The 20,664-nt window shown below is 48.9% G+C and carries 15 protein-coding genes; 13 read left to right on the top strand and 2 right to left on the bottom strand.

From position 1 onward, the window contains the following. Positions 1 to 66 precede the first annotated feature (66 nt). The 12 genes from BMZ56_RS08795 to BMZ56_RS08740 all read left to right on the top strand — a co-directional run bounded on the left by BMZ56_RS08795 (position 67) and on the right by BMZ56_RS08740 (position 19,077). Positions 67 to 633, top strand: a complete 567-nt coding sequence (locus tag BMZ56_RS08795) for an RNA polymerase sigma factor (protein ID WP_090626183.1) — start codon at positions 67 to 69, stop codon at positions 631 to 633. Between the two features lie 96 nt (positions 634 to 729). Continuing rightward, a complete protein-coding gene (locus BMZ56_RS08790) occupies positions 730 to 1,890 on the top strand; it encodes a FecR family protein (RefSeq protein ID WP_090626182.1) in 1,161 nt (386 codons plus the stop codon). A gap of 216 nt (positions 1,891 to 2,106) precedes the next feature. Beyond that, positions 2,107 to 5,547, top strand: a complete 3,441-nt coding sequence (locus BMZ56_RS08785; protein WP_090626181.1) for a TonB-dependent receptor — start codon at positions 2,107 to 2,109, stop codon at positions 5,545 to 5,547. 10 nt (positions 5,548 to 5,557) lie between these two features. Continuing rightward, on the top strand, positions 5,558 to 7,186 hold the full coding sequence (locus BMZ56_RS08780) for a RagB/SusD family nutrient uptake outer membrane protein (protein WP_090626180.1): 1,629 nt from the start codon (positions 5,558 to 5,560) through the stop codon (positions 7,184 to 7,186). 13 nt (positions 7,187 to 7,199) lie between these two features. Further along, entirely contained in the window at positions 7,200 to 9,290 is a 2,091-nt protein-coding gene (locus tag BMZ56_RS08775; RefSeq protein WP_090626179.1) for a hypothetical protein, read from the top strand. Between the two features lie 38 nt (positions 9,291 to 9,328). Beyond that, positions 9,329 to 12,649 (top strand): glycosyl hydrolase, encoded by a 3,321-nt coding sequence (locus BMZ56_RS08770; protein ID WP_218146519.1) that lies wholly within the window; start codon positions 9,329 to 9,331, stop codon positions 12,647 to 12,649. 3 nt (positions 12,650 to 12,652) lie between these two features. After that, entirely contained in the window at positions 12,653 to 14,671 is a 2,019-nt protein-coding gene (locus BMZ56_RS08765; RefSeq protein WP_090626177.1) for a beta-L-arabinofuranosidase domain-containing protein, read from the top strand. 63 nt (positions 14,672 to 14,734) lie between these two features. Beyond that, on the top strand, positions 14,735 to 15,466 hold the full coding sequence (locus tag BMZ56_RS08760) for a sulfite exporter TauE/SafE family protein (protein WP_090626176.1): 732 nt from the start codon (positions 14,735 to 14,737) through the stop codon (positions 15,464 to 15,466). 83 nt (positions 15,467 to 15,549) lie between these two features. Next, complete coding sequence (locus BMZ56_RS08755; protein ID WP_090626175.1) at positions 15,550 to 15,918, top strand: response regulator; 369 nt, start codon at positions 15,550 to 15,552, stop codon at positions 15,916 to 15,918. 89 nt (positions 15,919 to 16,007) lie between these two features. Beyond that, on the top strand, positions 16,008 to 16,304 hold the full coding sequence (locus BMZ56_RS08750; protein WP_143072883.1) for a hypothetical protein: 297 nt from the start codon (positions 16,008 to 16,010) through the stop codon (positions 16,302 to 16,304). Positions 16,305 to 16,644: 340 nt separating this feature from the next. Continuing rightward, on the top strand, positions 16,645 to 18,711 hold the full coding sequence (locus BMZ56_RS08745; protein WP_090626173.1) for a GAF domain-containing sensor histidine kinase: 2,067 nt from the start codon (positions 16,645 to 16,647) through the stop codon (positions 18,709 to 18,711). A 6-nt stretch (positions 18,712 to 18,717) separates the two neighbouring features. Then, positions 18,718 to 19,077 (top strand): response regulator, encoded by a 360-nt coding sequence (locus tag BMZ56_RS08740; RefSeq protein ID WP_090626172.1) that lies wholly within the window; start codon positions 18,718 to 18,720, stop codon positions 19,075 to 19,077. 9 nt (positions 19,078 to 19,086) lie between these two features. Here the strand turns inward: BMZ56_RS08740 and BMZ56_RS08735 are convergent, their stop codons facing one another. Beyond that, on the bottom strand, positions 19,087 to 19,746 hold the full coding sequence (locus BMZ56_RS08735; protein WP_143072882.1) for an iron-containing alcohol dehydrogenase: 660 nt from the start codon (positions 19,744 to 19,746) through the stop codon (positions 19,087 to 19,089). Between the two features lie 272 nt (positions 19,747 to 20,018). Here BMZ56_RS08735 and BMZ56_RS08730 point away from each other — a divergent pair, with 272 nt between their 5' ends. Continuing rightward, the gene (locus BMZ56_RS08730; protein ID WP_090626170.1) at positions 20,019 to 20,240 is read left to right on the top strand and encodes a DUF4142 domain-containing protein; all 222 of its coding nucleotides are present in this window, start codon (positions 20,019 to 20,021) and stop codon (positions 20,238 to 20,240) included. Between the two features lie 76 nt (positions 20,241 to 20,316). On the opposite strand, the gene BMZ56_RS08725 is transcribed toward BMZ56_RS08730, so the two are convergent. Continuing rightward, a complete protein-coding gene (locus BMZ56_RS08725) occupies positions 20,317 to 20,577 on the bottom strand; it encodes a hypothetical protein (RefSeq protein WP_143072881.1) in 261 nt (86 codons plus the stop codon). Positions 20,578 to 20,664 lie beyond the last annotated feature (87 nt).

Raw genomic sequence — 20,664 nt, 5'->3', positions numbered from 1 at the left:
GGTAAACCTTGCCAGCCTAGTGTTAATCTTTCGCTAAGTTTGCATTAATTTGTATTCGCTATTAACATGGAGGGTTTCCGTAACTATACCGATTCTGCCCTGTTGGAGTTGCTGAAAAGCGGCAACAGCCGGGCATTTGACGAAATATACCATCGGTATTGGCCGGTCATGCACCGGTTGGTAAGCCGCATGCTGGGCGATGGAGACCTGGCAAATGATGCCGTACAGGACGTATTTGTTTCTTTTTGGGAACGAAGAAGCACCCTTAGTGATAACCTCTCTTTGAAGCATTACTTCTATGCCGCGGCACGGAACCAAGTGCTGATGCGTATCCGGAGTTCGCAGATTGCCTCCCGTTACCTGGAAACCCTGCGGAATGTGTTGCAATCGGGGACACCAGCGGCAGATGAATCCTTGTTGAATGCGGAATTGGTGGCCCGCTTCGAGGCCGAACTCCAGCATTTACCCCCTAAAATGCGTGAAGCTTTTGAACTCAGCCGGATTGCAGAAAACTCGTATAAGGAAATAGCTGAAAAAATGGGGATTTCCGACAATACCGTTAAGCACCATATCAGCGATGCCCTGAAAATCCTCCGGAAAAAACTGACTACGTTTATTTTTTTATTTCTGTAAATCAATCGCTTATAATTTTTATCCGTTATTAGGTAGCACAACTGCCCCAATAATGCAATTCATCAGTATAAACACCCCGGTATCGGGTTAACCTATATGGATAAAGATCAGGCTTCGGCATTACTTGATAAATATCGGAGAGGCGAATGTACGCCGGAAGAGGAGCGTATGCTGTTTGAGGCATTCAACCGCATGCCGTTACCAGACAGGGCACCCCTATCTGACGATGCATACCGGCAACTGGAGACTGGAAGTTTGGCGAGCATCCACCGGAAGATTGCCCAGAACGAAAGGCGCATATGGCAACGTTGGGCATCCTTTGTTGCCGCCGCTGCCCTGCTGGCATTCGTATCCGTGGCTTACCTATTCCTGGATAAGCCTAGTGGGACCGGCGAAAATAGATTGGCTTCGGAGATCCTACCGGGAGGTAATCGTGCTGTGCTGAGTGTAGCAGGCGGTCCGTCCCTGCAATTGGATAGTAATCAGTCGAATATCGTGATGGATGGGAAACACATCGTTTATGCCGATCATACTCCCATTAGCGGGTTGGAGTTGGGCAATTTCAACGAAGCCTTGCTGCCGTTGGTGCTCACGACCCCGAAAGGTGGCACCTATCAGGTTACGCTGTCGGATGGAACCCGGGTTTGGTTGAACGCAGCCTCAACACTCAAATACCCTTCCCGGTTTGACGGGAAGGAACGGACGGTGGAACTATCCGGTGAGGCTTTTTTCTCCGTAGCGAAGGATACCAAACGACCATTTCGGGTGGTCAGTGACAAACAGCAGATCGAAGTGTTGGGGACCGAGTTTAACGTATCAGCGTATCCCGATGAAGGCGCGACAAAAACGACGTTGGTAACCGGGGCTGTGCGTCTACATGTTGGAACTAACGGCGTCAGTGTGTCACTTTTTCCTGGTGAACAGGCGGTTTCCAAAGAAGGGTCGGTAACCAAACAGGAAGTCGATACCGAGTCCTTTACAGCTTGGAAGGACGGCTACTTTAAATTGAACGGTAGTTTACAGCATATCATGGCTCAGGTCGGGCGGTGGTACGATGTGGAGGTGATTTTTGAACACAATGTAGACGCCAGCATGGAACTGGTCGGCGAGATCTCCCGTGATGTGAAATTGAGCGACATCCTGCGGATGGTCAATGAAATCGACGGAGGTCTGAAATTCAAGGTCGAGGAAATAGCCGGGCATCAACCGGGAGAATCATTAAATCAGCGGAAAAGGAGGTTAACCATCATGAAATAGCTATACATGTATGAGATACCAAACAAATACGGCCCCGGCGGCAACCGGAAGCCGTGATGTCTGGTTTCTTTGTCCGATATACATCGGAAAAATCAGTGTTCGTTAAAACCAATGTTAAACGCAGACCCTGCAAACTTAGGCAATAATTGTTGCTCCGGCAATACCGGAGCCATCGTAGGCTAATCGTTTGCGAACGGGTTGCATGATGCAACTTTTATGAAAGAAAAAAAGCTGACCAGCGGTGGGAAATACCGCAGGAACTGCCTGGAATTATCAGGAAATCGAAAAAAAGGATCCGTATTAAAGGCCTTGATGATGCGCGTGACCGTTACTTGTTTTCTATTAACCGTTATGATGGTTTATGGATTTGCCGGAAACCTGAAGGCACAGCGTGTCACCCTGAACAAGAAAGACGCCACCTTCACAGAGGTGATTGCCGAACTACGCCGACAAAGCGGTTATAACTTCCTATTCAAAAAATCGTTGGCTAAGAAGGTCGGAAAGATTTCGATCCAGGCAAAAGACGAAGTGCTTGAAGATGTATTGAAAAGGGTGATAGCAAACCAGCCGCTTACCTACACGATACTGGACGAAATACAAAGTATAATCATCAAAGAACGGCCTACGCATGTTCAAGGTAGGTTTAAAAACGAGCCGCTGACCTTGGCGGCAGACCAAGTGCAAAAGCTCCTGAAGGGGATCGTCACCAATGAAGCGGGTATGCCCATTGAAGGGGTATCTGTGCATGTCAAAGGACTCGACGCGGTAACCTACACAGATACACAGGGGAGGTACGAAATTTCTGTACCAACCGGGGAAGGAAATACACTGGTGTTTTCCAGCGTGGGCTATGTTAACCAGGAAATAGCAGTCGGCCAATCGTTAACCATTCATGTTACCCTAAAAACATATGTAGCCGATCTAGAGGAAGTAGTAGTGGTGGGATACGGAACGCAGAAGAAAGCGTCGCTGACGGGATCTATCGTTACAGCCAAAGGTGCCGATATCGTGAAAAGCCCTGCGGCGAATGTTTCTCAGTCGCTTGCCGGACGGTTACCCGGTGTGATCATCAACAGCCGAAGCGGCGAACCTGGCAGGGACGATCCGTCGATCCTGATCAGGGGCCGCGGTACGACGGGCGCCACGGGTGCGTTAGTGATCATCGACGGCGTAGAGCGCGGGGGATTGGGACAGCTGAATCCCAACGACATCGAAACCATAACGGTATTGAAAGACGCCTCGGCCGCAATTTATGGTTCCCGTGCGGCAAATGGTGTAATACTGGTTACCACAAAACGCGGATCTGTAGGGAAGCCGACAATCGGTCTTTCGTTTAATCAAGGATTTAGTCAGCCAACACGGAATCCGAGAATGGCCGATGCCTATACGTTTGGTAAAATATCCAACAACATCGAAATCGACGAAGGACGGGAAGCTATCTTTTCGGACGACGAACTTCAAAAATATCGGGATGGAAGCGACCCCAATTATCCGAATACGGATTGGTACGACTACATTGTAAGACCGTTTACGCCACAGCACCGCGGCAACATCTCCGTGTCCGGCGGCAATGAACGATCGAAATACTATTTTTCCCTGGGCGATCTGGCGCAGTCAGGACAGTATGAAGGCGGATCCACCAAGTTCAAGTCGTACAACGTACGCTCAAACGTCGATGTTCAGGTAACCGATGAGCTAACCGTGGGCCTCAACGTTTCCGGACGGGTCGATAACAGGCATTATCCTTTCCGGACTAATAATGAGCTAAACAGCCACATCTATCTGTATCAACCCAACTGGCAGCCGTATTGGCCGGGCACGAATTACATGCAACCGCTGAGAGGCAGTGAGAATATCCATAATTGGGTAACCGACAATGCAGGCTATCAACAGGAAGATACCCGGGCGGTACAGAGCAACCTCTTTTTCAAATGGGAATTGCCTTGGGTTGAAGGGTTATCCATAGACGGCAGTGGTAGCTACGATTTCTCGGGCGTTTACGGGAAACAATTCGAAACACCAAGTTATGTGTATCGCGAGGAAGGAGGACAATATGTGAAGGGATTGTCGGGGATGAGCCGTTCGTTGGCAAACCTGAACCAAACCAGCTATGCCGTAACCCAAATGTATGTAAATTCAAAAATCAACTATGCAAGGCAATTCGATGCACATCAGGTAGCATTGATGGCAGGCTACGAACAAATTCAGGTCAGGAATTCGACCATGCAAGCGGGAAGGAGTGATTTCTTGTCGATCAGCTTACCCGAACTAAATATGGGTAGCAGTGACAAAGCGAAGCAATCCAATTCGGGCTTTTCGGGTCAGGACGCCCGACAGAATGTATTCGGACGGGTAAACTACGATTACGCTGGCAAGTACCTTGCTGAGGTTACGCTACGCGCCGACGGTTCCTCGAAATTCCCAAAGGAAAAGCGGTTTGGCTTTTTTCCCGGTGCCTCATTAGGCTGGCGAATTTCAGAAGAAGGGTTTATGGAGGACCTGAATTTCATCGACAACCTTAAAATAAGAGGATCGTACGGCAAGATGGGCAATGACGCCGTTCCCGCTTTCCAATACATGATGACGTATGGTTTTAACAACAATTACGTGATCGGCAACAACGATGTGTCAGGATTGGTGCAGACAAATGTGCCCAACCCGTTTATCACGTGGGAAACCGCGGAAACGTGGAATGCTGGTCTTGAGGCCGGTCTGTGGAACGGTCTGCTAAACGTTGAATTTGATTATTTCGTATCGCGGCGGTCGGATATCCTGACCAAACGGAATGCGACCGTGCCCGATTATACCGGGCTGACACTTCCCGATGAGAACATCGGGATTGTGGATAACAGGGGGCTTGAATTGGTGCTCTCCCACACCCACAAGGTAAACGAATTCTCGTATCAACTGTCGGGCAACGTGTCGTTTGCGCGAAACAAGGTGGTATTTGCGGACGAACAACCGGCGGCGGAGCCGTATCAATATGCCACCGGTAGACCCTATGGAGCAGCACTGTTGTACAACGCCATGGGCGTGTACAGAGACCAGGCGCAGGTGGACGCTACGCCGCATCTGCCGGGGACAAAACCGGGAGATCTGATTTATGAAGATGTAAACGGTGACGGAGAGATTGATTCCCGGGACCGGATACGGATCAATCAAACGAACATCCCCGAAATAGTTTTCGGGTTGACCGCTAATTTTGCCTACAAAGGGTTTGATTTATCGTTGTTTTTCCAAGGGCAGGAAAATGCCCAGCAATATTTTGGCGGCTGGTTCCCCGTGATGAGCCATACGTTCGGTAACTTCCTCGATTGGCGTGCACGGGATAGTTGGGCAGTTGACAATATGGACGCAACCATGCCCCGGGGCAGCACGGCATTATGGACAACCAGTACCAATAGTTCGTACGCCTCAACACATTGGATGAAAAACGCCGGCTTCCTGCGACTGAAAAACATGGAGTTGGGGTATAACCTGCCGACGGCCCTCTGTCAATCATTTGGTGCCCAAGGCCTTCGCGTGTCCGTCAGTGGGAGCAACCTCCTCATCATTTACGACCACATGAAAGATATGGGCTTTGATCCGGAAACTCATGATTTCTGGTACTATCCGCTGCAACGTGTGCTTAATTTTGGTGTGAATTTGACTTTTTAAACCTGAAGCAATGAAAAAGTTTATTTATATATTCGGGATATTGATCATCCTGTCTTCGTGTAACGTTTTGGATTTGAAACCGCTGGACAAATTATCAGAAGATGATACCTGGGCTGACCCTGCCTTGATTCAACTGTATGTGAATGCGAATTATAATGCCGTATTGCATGGTTATGTCGATGATGTATTTGCTGCGGCGAGCGATGAGTCTTACGATTTGCATAACCATGGAAACATGTTTGTTTTGCAGCGGGGAGAAGTGACCGCGGATAACATCACCCAACTTTCCGGAAGGGTGAACTATTGGCAGCTGGGGTTCAGCCAGGTCAGAAATATGAATGTTTTTTTCGCTAAGATCGATGAGTCTCCGATTGATGAAAGTCAGAAAGCGTTGATGAAAGGAGAAATGAAATTTCTTCGGGCATGCGTATATGCTAACCTGATCTGGCGGTATGGAGGGGTACCCATCATTACCAAAATATACGAATTGAACGAGGATTACACCTTATCGCGGGATTCTTACGATGCCTGTGTGGACTTTATTGTCAGTGAATTGGATGAGGCGATTCAGCTGTTGCCGGCGAAACAACCCGCGAGCGAATCAGGCAGGGCATCGGGAGATGCGTGTAAGGCACTCAAGTCCCGAGTGCTCCTGTATGCCGCCAGTAAATTGAACAACCCCTCAAACGACCGGGCTAAGTGGCAAAGGGCTTTTGACGCATCGGCAGCATTATTGGAAGCGTATACATTGTACCCGGATTACCAGGAATTATTCCTGAAAGATAACGATGAGATTATCTGGGCACGGTATTTCACCCAGGGCAACGCTACCGATTATAACTGGAAAAATGGACGAAATGGGGATGAAGGAGGGAATTACCAAGGACCTACCCAAAACTTAGTTAACGCCTATGAGATGAAAGCCACCGGATTAAGTCCTTACATTGTGCAGGATAACGGTAACTTGACGGTAAATTCCCAATCGGGCTACGATCCAAACAATCCCTATGCAGGCCGGGATCCGCGCTTTTATGCCACCATCCTCCACGATGGCGCCCTATGGATGGGACGTGAGACCGAAACATTTGTGGGAGGACTGGATTCACCCGAAAGCAGCGTGCAGCCTTGGAATGCCTCACTTACCGGCTATGCCCTGAAAAAGTTTTTGATCGAGCGTATACCTCCTACCGGAAATACGGAACGGCCCACCAATCCGTGGATTTATTTCAGGTACGCGGAGATCTTACTCAATTATGCGGAGGCCGCATTTGAATTGGGTGACGAGGCAACGGCACGCAATTATCTCAATCAAGTCCGGGCACGGGAAAGCGTACAGATGCCACCTGTAACGGACACAGGCGAACAGCTGCGCGCACGGATCTATAACGAGCGGCGGGTGGAACTCGCCTATGAAGAACATCGTTTCTTTGACGTGCGACGTTGGATGATTGCCGAGCAAACGGAAAATCAGGATTTGCTGAAAATCACGATACGGAAACAGCCGAATGGTGCCAAAACCTATTCGATAGGCGTGCTTTCCAACGAGCGCAATTTCCAGGAAAAGCACTACCGGCTTCCGATTCCCCGTGCAGAGGTTGAAAAAAGCTTGAACTCGTTAACGCAGAACGAAGGATACTAAATAAAAGCGCCGAATGATACGACACACTTTTTTATCGTTGATTCTTTTACTGCCGCTCGTCGGATGCGGGAATGACAGGATAGACCGCGAAGCGGTGGTAAACCGCCATCGGATCATCACTGAAAAAAATAACCCGCGAAGTCCGGCGCAGGTAGGCAATGGCGAATTTGCGTTCGGCGTGGATATCACCGGTCTCCAGACATTCGTAACGCATGCGACGATGGCACATTGGGGATGGCATAGCTTTCCGCTTCCCAAAGGCCTTGACATCAAAGATTTCAACGGGAAAATGTGGGATACGTATGGTAGGCAGGTTCGCTATGACGACTGGGATGAAGATCACCCGGAGTTATCTGCCTGGCTGGCCGGCAATCCCCACTCGCTCAATCTGGGCCGGATCGGGTTGGTGTTGAAAAAATCAGATGGTACCCTTGCCTCGTTGGAAGATCTGGCGAATACCCGGCAGGAAACGGATCTGTGGGCAGGCACAATCACCAGCACGTTCGAATTGGAAGGGACTCCGGTCCGGGTAACGACATTGAGTCACGGCGAAAAGGATGCCATTGGTGTGCAGATTACGTCCGGACTGGTAGAAAGCGGACAGATTGCCGTTGCCTTTTCTTTTCCCTATCCGGATGGAAGTCAGCAGGTAAACAGTACGTTCGATCAGCCCGATGTACACACCACGAAATGGGTTACCGCTGAGGGCAAATTCGCACGCCTTGTGCGCACGTTGGACGATACCGATTACGGCGTTTCCGTAAGCTGGATGACGGAAGCAGGTTTTCATGAGGTAGGCAAGCACGATTTTCAGTTGGTGCCGTCATCGGGGAATACGCTGGAGTTTGTTTTTGCATTTAGCGACGACCCAAGTGTGGAAACCCGATTGAATTTTTCGGAATGCCGCCAATCTTCCGAAACATCGTGGAACGATTACTGGAAGTCCGGTGCAGCCATTGACCTGTCGGAAAGTGCCGACCCCCGTTGGAAAGAGCTGGAACGCCGGATTGTTTTATCACAGTATGTGATGAAAGTAAATGAAGCAGGCAGCTGGCCGCCGCAGGAGAGTGGATTGGTCAATAACGGTTGGTATGGCCGTTTTCATTTTGAGATGATCTGGTGGCATGGTGCTCATTTTGCGCTATGGGACCGCTGGCCGCTATTTAACAGAAGCCTGCATGTTTACCCCGATTTTTTGTCCACCTCCACAGCGCGCGCAGAAGAGCAGGGCTACAAAGGGGCGAGGTGGCCAAAATGTACAGCCGATCTGGACAGGGACTGGCCCCATCCCGTTCATGCGACGTTAATCTGGCAGCAGCCGCACCCCATTTTCTTTGCGGAACAGGACTATCGGTTGCATCCCACCCCGGCCACATTGGATAAATGGAAAGAAGTAGTATTTGCATCCGCTGAATTCATGGCCGACTTTGCGCATTACGATGCGACAAAAGACCGGTATGTGCTCGGGCCACCGGTTTACATCGTCTCGGAGAATACCGATCCGCGTACGACGATCAATCCAACGTTTGAATTGGCCTATTGGAGGTTCGGCCTGCGCACGGCGCAAACCTGGAAAGAACGGATGAAACTGCCGCGCGATAAGAAATGGGATGACGTGCTGGATAAACTTTCTCCGCTACCGATTGACGACGGCGTATATGTTACCCATGAAGGGATCGAGAAGATGTGGACGGAGTACAATTGGGAACATCCTGCGCTGATCGGGGCATTTGGCATGCTCCCCGGCGACGGCGTGGATGTTCCAACCATGGGGAGAACCCTCGAAAAAGTACATCAGGAATGGAAACTTCACGAAACATGGGGCTGGGATTTTCCGATGCTGGCTATGGCAGCAGCGAGATTGGGGCAGCCTGAGCGGGCCGTCGACTACCTGCTGGAGTACCCGGCATTTTTGTTTGACGAGCACGGATTGGTGGGGGGTGGCCGTGCGCCTTTCCCTTATTTCCCGGGCAATGGCGGACTGTTGTATGCGGTGGCTATGATGGCGGCGGGCTGGGATGGAGGCCCCGATACAGATGCGCCTGGATTCCCCGATGATGGTTCATGGGTGGTGAAATGGGAAGGATTAAAGCCAGCATTGTAAGTGATGATGATTAGCTTCATAAATCAAACTGTTTTTGTATGAAAATGAAATATATTAAATTACCGATACTTCTCTCCGCAACGATTGTACTTTTTCTTGCAGGTGGGTTTCGTTTGATTGCACAGGTTACAGAAACACCCTTTTTTCCTTCTTGGGAAGAGGTTGATCGTCGATTTGGGGAACACGATGAAAAGTTGTTCCAAACGCCGACTAAACTTTACCGTCCCGAAACGTGGTTCCATTATATTGGTGGAAACATGTCGAAAGAGGGAATTACAAGGGATCTTGAAGCTATAGCAAAAGCTGGAATTTCCGGTATTCAACTGTTCCATGGACAGTTCGGGGGGCCGTGGCCGGGAGTTGAACCTCAAATTACAAGTCTAAGCGAAAACTGGGACGACGCCGTACGGCATACGGCAGCGGAGTGCCGTCGGTTGGGACTGCGGCTCACCAAGCTGAATTGCCCAGGCTGGGCTACTTCTGGGGGGCCGTGGATTGAGCCTGAAAATGCGATGCGCCACTTGGTGTGGAGTCGTACGGATGTAACGGGAGGTACGGATATCAAGCAAGTATTGGATATGCCACAGCCGAGCGATGAACCTTGGCGTAACTACAAAAGTGTTGCGGTATTGGCTTTTCCGACACCGGCCGATGACACGGGAGAACCTTTGGCGCCGAAGTTTATTAAAAGCAATACGGAAACGTCATGGAATGATTATTTTTTGGGAAAGGCTGAAAAGCCAATTAGATTTGCACCGACTACTCCGGATCAGCCTCAGTGGGTTGAAGTGACATTTGCTGAACCTGTTTTACTGCGTTCGGTAGAGTTTCCCAGTATTAACAGCTTTAATCACGCACAGTGCCATGAACCCGGAGTGACCGTTAGCATTAAGGCTGTTCTGGCTGATGGAACATTAAGAGAGATACTGGATGTCGAAATGCCACAGGCAAATTCACAGGATGACAAACCCATCACATTGGCATGTTCTGAAATCCCGGATGTAAAAACGTATCGGATTTCTTTTGTCAATAAACATCCTATGGCACTTTCATCACTTCGTCTTTTTTCAGCTGCACGTAAACATAGCTGGGAATCAGAGGCGGCATGGACCTTGCGGGCGATCGAGCGTACGGGGCGGTTTCCGGATCAGTCAGCAGAGGCATTTATTTCGCCTGATAAGATTTTAGATATTTCTGATCAAATGGATCAAAATGGCCATCTGAATTGGAAAGCTCCAGCGGGCAAATGGACCATATTACGTATCGGTCATGTTAATACGGGGCAAAAAAACGGTCCAGCGCCTCCGGAGGGCACCGGGTGGGAAGCCAACAAGCTCTCCAAAGCCGGGCCCAACGCACAATTTGCAGGTTACATTGGAAGGCTTATCGGTGAAGATGGGCCGCTTGCGGACGGATTATTGGATGGGATGCTGATAGATAGTTGGGAGTGTTATACCCAAACCTGGACAGAAGATATGGAAAATGAATTTAACCGGGTCAGTAACTATCCGCTCCGTAAATGGTTACCCGCGTTGTTCGGTTATGTTATCAAAGACCATGGAACATCTACCCGTTTTCTATACGATTGGCGGGCAACCATCAATGATCTTTTTACCCATAATTTTTATGGGCGTATGTCGGAATTAGCCCATGAAAACGGATTAAACATTACCTTTGAAACGGCTGCCGGCGATGTTTTTCCGGCCGATATCATGGAATTTTTTAAATATGCGGACGTACCGATGTGTGAATTCTGGCAACCGATGACAGATGGATTTGTGGGCTCAACCAATTTCAAGCCCATCCGGCCCACAGCTTCCGCAGCGAGGCTGTATGGCAAGACCCGTGTGGCGGCCGAGTCGTTTACCTCGTTTGATTTGACCTGGGACGAACATTTTGAGATGTTGAAGGAAGTTGCCAATTTCAACAGTACGCAGGGCGTTACCCACTTGGTGTTCCATACCTATACACACAATCCGCAAACACCGTTTCTTCCGCCGGGCACTTCCTTTGGGGCCAAGATTGGTACACCCTTTTTGCGGGGCCAAACCTGGTGGAAGTTTATGCCGGAATTCACCAACTACCTATCGCGATGCAGCTACTTGCTGGAGCGTGGCAAACCGGTATCGGATGTGCTTTGGTATCTTGGTGATGAGATCAACCACAAACCTTACCAGAATGCTCCATTCCCCGAAGGCTTTAAATACGATTATTGCAATCCGGATATCCTGTTGAACCGTTTGGCGGTAGAAAATGGGTTACTGGTAACACCCGAGGGCGTTAGCTACCGGGTTCTTTGGTTGCCCGAATCGCCGCGTATGCTGCCACAGACGCTGGAGAAAATACGCTCATTGGTCCGCGATGGCGCTACGGTAATCGGCGATGCCCCCTTGGGGCTAGCGACGCTTTCAGGTGGCGACGATGCTCAACGGCGCTTCGATGCAGTGGTGAGCGATATATGGGGAACGGCAGGCAGCAAGGGAATGCGGAAAGTCGGGAAAGGAATTGTTTTCTCGGGTACATCCCTGGAGGACGCGCTGTCTGCGTTAAATATCGCACCCGATGTCATCGGAGGGGATGCCCTGTGGGTACATCGCCAGGCAGAAGGGGCCGACTGGTATTTCGTCACCGCACCGAAAGGGAGCGGATTCCAGGGTACGCTCGATTTCCGCAGCAACGGAGAGGTGGTGGAATTGTGGGACCCCGTAACCGGGCGCAGCATGGCGGCTGAGAGCCAACGTCACGGAGACCGGACCACCGTCAAGCTCGACTTGGCTCGTGCCGGTTCATGTTTTGTCGTTTTCCGTAAAGGTGGCAACGGGAAACCCCCGGCAGTACCGCAAAGCGAGGCGGTTTCATCGCTACCGGTTTCGGGATCGTGGACACTGGCATTCCCCGCGGGGTGGGGTGCACCGGAGGCACTACAACTGACCGATCTCAAACCTTGGAAAGACCTGGATATCTCGGCAGAGGGAAAGGCTTTTTCCGGCACGGCAACCTACACAACCACCATCGACATCGACAAAATAGAGCCGGGTCAGCAATATATCCTCAACTTGGGGGATGTGGATATGGCAGCCGTCGTAGCGATCAACGGAGGTCAACCCGTCACGTTGTGGGCGCCTCCTTACCGCGTTGACGTGACCGATCAGCTTCAAGCTGGTGAAAATACGCTTACCGTTGAGGTGACCAGCACGTGGTTCAACCGTCTCGTTTACGATGCCCAACAGCCCGAGAACGAACGCAAAACGTGGACAATCGCCGGGCCCGGAGCAGATTCGCCCCTGAGGGCGTCTGGATTGCTGGGGCCGGTGACACTCGACGTACAACAACATTCAAGACCCTATCACAATCCATAGGCTATGCTTCTCAAATTCATCTCACTATCCTTGTTGATGCCCCTGTTGTGTTCATGGGGTAAAGCAAACGACCACTACCCCAATAACCGCTATCCATTGAAGCGCAAACCTTATATGGAGCTGCCCCTAGGAGCCATTAAGGCCAAGGGATGGCTGCTGGAGATGCTCGAACGGCAGAAACGGGGTGCGTCCAGCCAGATGGATCAATTGTACCCGACGGTCATGGGACCCCGCAATGGATGGCTTGGCGGCGACGGCGATCAGTGGGAACGAGGGCCTTATTGGATTGATGGTCTCTTGCCACTGGCCTATCTGCTGGACGATCAGGAACTGAAGGAAAAAGTCCAACCTTGGATCGAATGGACGCTTGGCAGCCAGCAGGAAAATGGCTTTTTCGGGCCAGCGAAAGATTATGCGCCCGAAGCGGGCCTGCAACGGGATAATTCAGCCGACTGGTGGCCCCGTATGGTGATGCTCAAGGTGCTGCAACAGTATTATTCCGCAACGGGAGACCCGCGCATTATCACGTTTATGTCAAGGTATTTCCGTTATCAACTGGAAACGCTGCCAACCGTTCCGTTGGGCAACTGGACGTTCTGGGCAGAATACCGTGCCAGTGATAATTTACAGGCGGTATACTGGCTTTACAACCTTACCGGTGAACCGTTTCTCCTAGATCTGGGAGAGCTGTTGCATAAGCAGGGCTATGATTTTGTGGATATGTTCCTGAATCGCGACGACCTGACACGTTTCAATACCATTCATTGCGTCAATCTTGCCCAAGGCATTAAGGCACCGGTGATCTACTACCAGCAGCAACCCGAACAGCGCTTTCTGGATGCCGTTAAGAAGGGATTTGCCGATATCCGGCAGTATAACGGACAACCCCAGGGCATGTATGGCGGCGACGAAGGGCTGCATGGCAATAACCCAACACAGGGATCGGAGCTCTGCTCTTCGGTTGAGCTAATGTTCTCGCTGGAAAAGATGTTGGAGGTGACCGGAGACCTCGATTTTGCAGATCATTTGGAGCGCATTGCTTTCAATGCGCTTCCCACTCAGATAACGGATGACTTCATGAACAAACAATATCTTCAACAGGCGAATCAGGTAATGATTACCCGTCATGCCCGTAATTTCTACGAAGATCACAACCACAGTGGTACAGATGTTACATATGGGCTGTTGACAGGCTATCCCTGCTGTGCCTCGAACATGCACCAGGGATGGCCCAAATTTACGCAACACCTCTGGTATGCTACGCCTGACAATGGCTTAGCTGCCTTAGTCTACTCCCCATCTGAGGTGACTGCCAAAGTTGGAAACGGATCGCTTGTAAAAATTGTTGAAGAAACCCATTACCCAATGGATGACCTGCTAACGTTTACCATTCACGTGGTTGATAAAAAAGACAAAACGGTGGAGTTTCCCCTGCATCTTCGTGTGCCAGCGTGGTGTGGGCAAGCGGCGATTACGATCAACGGTGTTCCCGATCAACATGTGAAGGGCGGAGAAATAGCGGTAATCAGGCGCACTTGGAAAAGTGGTGATCAGGTGGAACTGACGTTGCCGATGGACATCAGGACCAGCCGTTGGTATGAAAACTCCATTGCCGTGGAACGTGGCCCATTGGTATATGGATTGAAGATGGCAGAAAGTTGGGAGACAAAAACCTTTGACGATGCCGAACGAACCCGATATGGAAACACGTATCAGGAAGTTACTTCCGTTACACCCTGGAATTACGGGATTGTCGCCTTCCGTGAGCAGGATATCCAACAACATTTCGAAGTAGTTATCGATGAGCAGAAGCAGCAAGGAACATATCCCTGGAATTTCCAAAATGCACCTATCGAGATCAAAACCAAGGCAAAACGGATTCCTTCCTGGCAACTGTACAACGAAATGACCGGTCCACTGCCGTATTCAACCGGACACAGTGATGCGCCGGTTGAAGAGATTACACTGATCCCTTACGGTTGTACTACGTTGCGTGTATCTGAGTTTCCGCTGGTCAGGTAAGCATGGAATAAGGCAACTTTTTCTTGACAGAAAGACGGATTTTGCGTATTTTCAGCAAGAATTATGACAACATTTTTCGTCCTTTTGATCAGTTTTGTTGCGACACTTGTTAGATCGACATTTGGCTTCGGAGAATCACTCATAGCCGTCCCACTTCTGATTTTGTTTTTGCCTATCGAAATTTCAGTGCCCCTGTCCGTACTCCTTTCGGTTTTGATTGCTGTAATCGTGGTTATTCAGGATCATCGCAAAATTCATTTCCAAAGTGCTAAATGGCTTATTTTATATGCTATGCCGGGAATTCCCGTAGGCCTAATGCTATTGCTTTTTGCTAGCGATTTTTGGGTTGAATTAGTATTGGGATTATTACTTGTGTTCCATTCCTTGTATTCGCTTCTGGAAAAAGAACGGCCGCATCAGGTGACTAATGACCAGTGGTGGCTTTTCATCTGTGGTTTTCTATCCGGGGTTTTTGGCGGAGCGTACGGTATCAACGGGCCGCCTTTGGTTGTTTATGGAAAATTGCAAAGATGGAGTGCAAATCGGTTCAGGGCGACTTTACAGGCCTATTTTTTCGTAGCAAGTACGGTGAGTATCATCGGGTATGCATACAAGGGGCTGATATCTGGAAGCGTAGTTGTCAATTTTTTATATGCCATTCCTGCGGCGCTTCCGGCAATATTTTTTGGAAGGTATTTGAATAATAGACTGGGAAGCAACGAGTTTTATAGGTATGTGTACATAGCCCTACTCTTAGTGGGAGTTTTCCTTTTAATCAGGGTGGGGCTTCGTTGATTACTCCGCACACCGGGCGTAATTATGTCTTTGCTAAAGATGGTTGTTCTAAACTTATTCTTGCTTAAGGCGTTAATATTACTATGTCACGTCAGCAGAAGAAAAGGATTGTTTTGGTGGAAGACGATCCGGATATCCGGGATATTTTCTTGATTGTGCTTGAGAAAGACTACCAAATTGTCGCACTGGAAGACGGAGCTAGGATTCTTCAGCGAAATATTGGCGCGCCCGACTTATTCGTGCTGGATAAAAACATTTCAGGTATAAACGGATTGGATCTTTGTCAATTCATTAAACGCAGTGAAAAATACAGTAACGTCCCGGTTCTGATGCTTTCCGCAAGCCCTGACATCCTGGAGTTGGCGCAAGAGGCCGGGGCGGATGGCGCCGTGACTAAGCCCTTTTCGATCGATACCTTATGTAATGTGATTTCAACGCACATACATCGCTAATGAGGAAGAGCAAAATCTTTATTCTCAGTGTCGCTGAAAAAAATCCAGCAAAGAAACCACAATAATTTCCTTGTTTTCGTGGATTGTTTGTGCCGGAACTACCGGTTAATTTTGTTGTTCACCAACGGGCGGAGATTCTGATTACGAAAAAATTACATGCATTGCTGTCACTAAGCCTGATGGCTTTGGGCATGGTGCTGTTATCTTGTTCTAAGAGCGATGAGGAACCCGGCGGAAATGGGACACCAACCGAATTGTCAGGCAAGTTACTTTATACGTTTGTCGGTATAGTCTCTCAGCTTGACCTCGCTACCAATGTGGAAGGCGTCTATTTTACCTACAACACCTACGGTTTCAACGATTGGAGCATGAGCATGGATTGTTAGTATAGATTGGTGGGTGAGCGGGAGCTGGGAGAATATCATTCGATTAAATTTACGCTGGTGAAGAATGTGGTGGTGTAATAGCCGATGAGTTTAATTATTGCTAACGAAGCGAGGCTTGGCATGAACCATCTTAATGCGGCTGCTTGCGCGGGGCTGGGCGACGCATCAAAACCTAAACGGAACCTGCGGAGCAAGCTTGGATGCCTCGCACCACCTCCAGGCTGCCTTATTTGGTTGTTACGAAAAAAGAACTATTTTAGAGGCGGCTAGTAAGTCGGTTCTTTTTAAACTTATATCCCAGTAAACTGTTTCCGTTAGGTAAGGTTATATAAACTAACAGATGGACACAAGCGATGGAAAAAAAATAAGACCCGGTCAATTCTCCCACCATGGTGAGGGCTCCAGTGATTTACCGGAGAGCCTTGATTCCTGCTTGTTGGATTTGCGGCGTGCTGAAGAAACTGTCAGATACCAACATCGGCAACTCTTTCAGTTGGAAGAGCGGTACAATGAGTTATTTAATTCGCTGGATGAGGCATTTTGCATTATTGAAATTTTATTTGACAACAATGCGCACCCTATTGATTACCGGTTTTTAAAGGTAAACAGCGTCTTTGAAGAACAAACCGGCATCCAAAATCCACTCGGAAGGACGATGCGTGAAATTGCTCCTGAACACGAGCAGCAATGGTTTGAGATCTATGGACGCATTGCACTGACAGGAGAAGCCGAGCGTTTTGAACACGCTGCGGAGGCACTGGGGAGGTTTTACGATGTCTACGCCTTTCGCATTGGCGACCCCAAAGATGCACAGGTCGCCGTATTATTCAAAGACATTGCTGAGCGCAAAAGACGGGACGAGCTACAGGCGTATTTGCTGCAGTTAAGTGATACATTGCGCTCGTTGTCCGACCCAATTCAGATACAGGAAGCGGTAACGCAACTGGCTATGCATCATTTCAAGGCAGACCGGTGCTATTATTGTGAAATAGAAAATGGAAAGGCTACCATCCGGAGAGATGCGTTCCGTGGCAATCTGACTTCGGTATCCAATGTTTATCCACTCGATAACTTTCCGATATTAACGGCTGCGATTAATGGCGGAAGTCCCTTCGTTGTTTACGATGCACATACCACAACGTTACTGGATGAGGAGTTAAGGCAATTGTGCATCCAGTTACAGGTGATATCATTTGTCGATGTACCCGTGATAAAAGAAGGCAATCCGTGTGGCATGTTATGCATCACGTGTTGCGAGCCCAGAAACTGGACGGAGGCGGAAATTGAAATGGCGCGGGAGACCGCTGAGCGCACGTGGGTAGCGGTAGAGCAGGCAAAAGCGGGAGAAGCCTTGCGCGAGTCGGAAGAGAATTACCGTTCCATTGTGAGCCAAAGTATAGCAGGTATCCTAAAAGTTAGTCTCCGGGGAAACGTTATTTTTGCCAACGACCAATTTTGCCGCATGCTGGATTATGACAGTCCCGAATTATTAAAACTGGGCATTAACGACATTGTTTATAGAGAAGACCAGGAGCGTAATATGGTTGCTTTTAAGAAACTAGCATCCGAGGGAGAGGCCTATGAGATCGAAAAGCGAATGGTCCGGAAAGACAGTTCGGTAATATGGGTAAACAACCATGTTTCGCCTATCTTTGATAAAAAGGGTAACGTGGAGGCCGCAACAATTGTCTCCATCGACATCAGCAGACAGAAAGAGTTAGAGCGACAAAAGGATGAGTTTATCGGTATCGCCAGCCACGAGCTGAAAACGCCCATTACCAGCATTAAAGCGTATGGCGAGATTTTAGTGGGGATGATGGACAAAACTACGGCACCGATCATCGTGCAGCTCATTACCAAAATGAATATACAGGTAAACCGACTGGTTAAACTCATCTATTCGCTTTTGAATACAAGTCGGATATCGAGCGGTCAATTGGCGCTGCAGCTTGAGCCCGTTGATCTGAATGCACTGCTGGAAGAGCATGTGCTTCAGGGACAACTTACCACATCAAGGCACCACATTGCGTTTTCCGGACAAAAACTTCCCTTGGTGCTCGCCGATATCGAACGCTTGGGACAAGTGGTGGATAACTTGATATCCAATGCCATCAAGTATGCGCCAAAAGGAGGCGATATTATCGTCAGCGCTGAAAGCCGGAGCGACTGCGTCCGTGTGAGTGTACAAGACTTCGGCATGGGCATACCCAAATCAATGCAGGAAAAGATTTTCGACCGGTTTTATCGAGTTAAGGGCGCGTCAGCCGAAGCTGTCTCAGGCATCGGGCTTGGGTTATACATTTGCCATGAGATCATTGAAAAACATCACGGAAAGATGGGCGTGGAGAGTGTTCTGGACGAAGGTTCCACCTTTTATTTTGAACTACCATTACATACCGTAAGATAATTACCTATGAAGACGTTATTTTTTGTTGAAGACGACGAAAGTCTTCAGGATATTGCCCAATTGGTGTTCAGAGAGCCGAAATTTACCGTCCGTGTCTTCAATAGTGCGGAAGAACTGTTGGACGAGCGCGATGTTCCTCATGTATACGTGTTGGACAAGCAGCTTCCAGGAATCGATGGATTGGAATTATGCCGCATCCTTAAATCCAATACGCAAACAAATGGTATTCCGGTTGTGATGGTTTCTGCTGATCCCAACATCAAAGTGCTAGCAGCGTCCGCCGGGGCAGATGCTGTACTTGAAAAGCCGTTTTCAATTCACGAACTGGAAACACTTGTGGCGAATGTGCGTACTCAGATCTCGTAACCAGCGATGCTACGGCTGGACCTGCAGCAACAGGCCGTCTTTGATCATTCTTTCCAACAATACCTCCGGGTATTCCTTAGCAAAAGCATCGATGCTTGACGGGTTGACCGTTTCCGACTGCGCGGACCAAATCAAGCGGTCTGTTTGGGTGTTATAGAGATTTGTTTCCAAGAAATACGTTTTGTCCGTCACATAGTAGCCCGGATCGTACATAATGGGATGCCAATAATTGAAATAGCTGTAGAAGCCACCATACCAATTATACAGGGGCAAAGGTGCATAACGGGTGGTACCCCGTACGTACCGCGTATCACTTTCCGTGTCGATAAGCGATACCGTGAGAATCGCATCAACGCCCGTTTGCCGGATTTTATTAAGTAGTTCATCACGTGGTGGAATTTCCTGAAAAAAGTCGGGTGTAAAAATATCCGAACTTTTGACCGCTTTGATGTTTAACTCGGCAGCTTTTGCAGCCAATGCATTCTCTAATTTTGTGCGCACCTCAATATTACGGCTTAATGGCATGACCAATACGCTCTTGCTTTCACCGGTACTTGCATCGACAGCTGGATCTTTCCAGGAACCGGTGATGCGCGTAGAAGTGCTGCAAGCACTTATCAAAAAACATACGATAAGTGGGAGAATGTTTGTTGTGGTTTGTGCTTTCATGGCTTGTTTGATTTTATCGCTTCTTATGCCAGACAACGAGACGGTGTCAACGCTACCGGGCAAAAAATAATTTTATTTTTCAGTTACCTGGTTTACTGAACAGAGGTAGTGAAAATTTCAAGCCAAAGCACCAAAGGCCGTCAACGAAGGCCTTACGCGGGTGAGTGTCCTAAATTACCGACCTGTTGTTTGTTTTTGAAGATGCAGGTTCCACACCGGATTACAGCGAGGATGATAGCGACTGAAAAAAAGACCGTCGGGCGACAATTAAGATGTTAGAAGACCTGACGGTACTTGAAGGTACCGCATTTGATCAGGACTTTGCGCGGAAGATGGTGCTGTCGCATGAAGAGGCTGTATCATTATTTGAACGTGCGTCAGGGCCGGACGGCGTACCAGATGACGATCTAAGGGAATGGGCGGCCACTAAATTGCCCACATTGCGTACACATTTGGATGATGCACATGAACTTGATGCGCTAATCAACCCTTAACAGGCTTATGCTGCTCCATCCGATGCCGCTACGTGATGGAAAAAAGGCGTAAGGATAACTGATCGGGTGAAGGCTGTTAATATTGTTGATAAAGGAAATCCTGGATGTCTTCCAGGGTTTGAATAGGTTGCATATAATGCTTTCCATAGTTAACCGCATAAACCTCGCTCTCCGCTTCGTCATTTTGGTCGGCCTGAGCCGGCAGATACTCTTCTACACCCAGCCAAGGTTTGTTGCGTAAGATAAAAAATCGGAGCAGTCGGCCGTTGGCCAAACAAGGGCCTTCCGGCGCATTGAATCCCATTCCTTCCAATTGATACCTATCCAGCGTTTTCATAATTATCCCTCTTTTGATTGTCTCTCTTTCTGCGCCAACAGTTGGAAGGCCGCTTTGTTTGGCCCACCGCGTCAAAAAAATAATTTT

Source organism: Parapedobacter indicus (genome assembly GCF_900113765.1).
Classification (GTDB): Bacteria; Bacteroidota; Bacteroidia; order Sphingobacteriales; family Sphingobacteriaceae; genus Parapedobacter; species Parapedobacter indicus.
The sequence above is the reverse complement of the archived record's forward strand: the minus strand, read 5'-3'. Positions and strand labels throughout refer to the sequence as shown.

Excerpts from the sequence above, each read along its gene's own strand:
- BMZ56_RS08755 (WP_090626175.1), top strand. The coding sequence starts at position 15,550 with ATGTCACGTCAGCAGAAGAAAAGGATTGTTTTGGTGGAAGACGATCCG.
- BMZ56_RS08735 (WP_143072882.1), bottom strand. The coding sequence starts at position 19,746 with ATGAAAGCACAAACCACAACAAACATTCTCCCACTTATCGTATGTTTT.
- BMZ56_RS08785 (WP_090626181.1), top strand. The coding sequence starts at position 2,107 with ATGAAAGAAAAAAAGCTGACCAGCGGTGGGAAATACCGCAGGAACTGC.
- BMZ56_RS08780 (WP_090626180.1), top strand. The coding sequence starts at position 5,558 with ATGAAAAAGTTTATTTATATATTCGGGATATTGATCATCCTGTCTTCG.
- BMZ56_RS08745 (WP_090626173.1), top strand. The coding sequence starts at position 16,645 with ATGGACACAAGCGATGGAAAAAAAATAAGACCCGGTCAATTCTCCCAC.
- BMZ56_RS08760 (WP_090626176.1), top strand. The coding sequence starts at position 14,735 with ATGACAACATTTTTCGTCCTTTTGATCAGTTTTGTTGCGACACTTGTT.
- BMZ56_RS08795 (WP_090626183.1), top strand. The coding sequence starts at position 67 with ATGGAGGGTTTCCGTAACTATACCGATTCTGCCCTGTTGGAGTTGCTG.
- BMZ56_RS08790 (WP_090626182.1), top strand. The coding sequence starts at position 730 with ATGGATAAAGATCAGGCTTCGGCATTACTTGATAAATATCGGAGAGGC.
- BMZ56_RS08770 (WP_218146519.1), top strand. The coding sequence starts at position 9,329 with ATGAAAATGAAATATATTAAATTACCGATACTTCTCTCCGCAACGATT.
- BMZ56_RS08725 (WP_143072881.1), bottom strand. The coding sequence starts at position 20,577 with ATGAAAACGCTGGATAGGTATCAATTGGAAGGAATGGGATTCAATGCG.
- BMZ56_RS08765 (WP_090626177.1), top strand. The coding sequence starts at position 12,653 with ATGCTTCTCAAATTCATCTCACTATCCTTGTTGATGCCCCTGTTGTGT.
- BMZ56_RS08730 (WP_090626170.1), top strand. The coding sequence starts at position 20,019 with ATGTTAGAAGACCTGACGGTACTTGAAGGTACCGCATTTGATCAGGAC.
- BMZ56_RS08775 (WP_090626179.1), top strand. The coding sequence starts at position 7,200 with ATGATACGACACACTTTTTTATCGTTGATTCTTTTACTGCCGCTCGTC.
- BMZ56_RS08740 (WP_090626172.1), top strand. The coding sequence starts at position 18,718 with ATGAAGACGTTATTTTTTGTTGAAGACGACGAAAGTCTTCAGGATATT.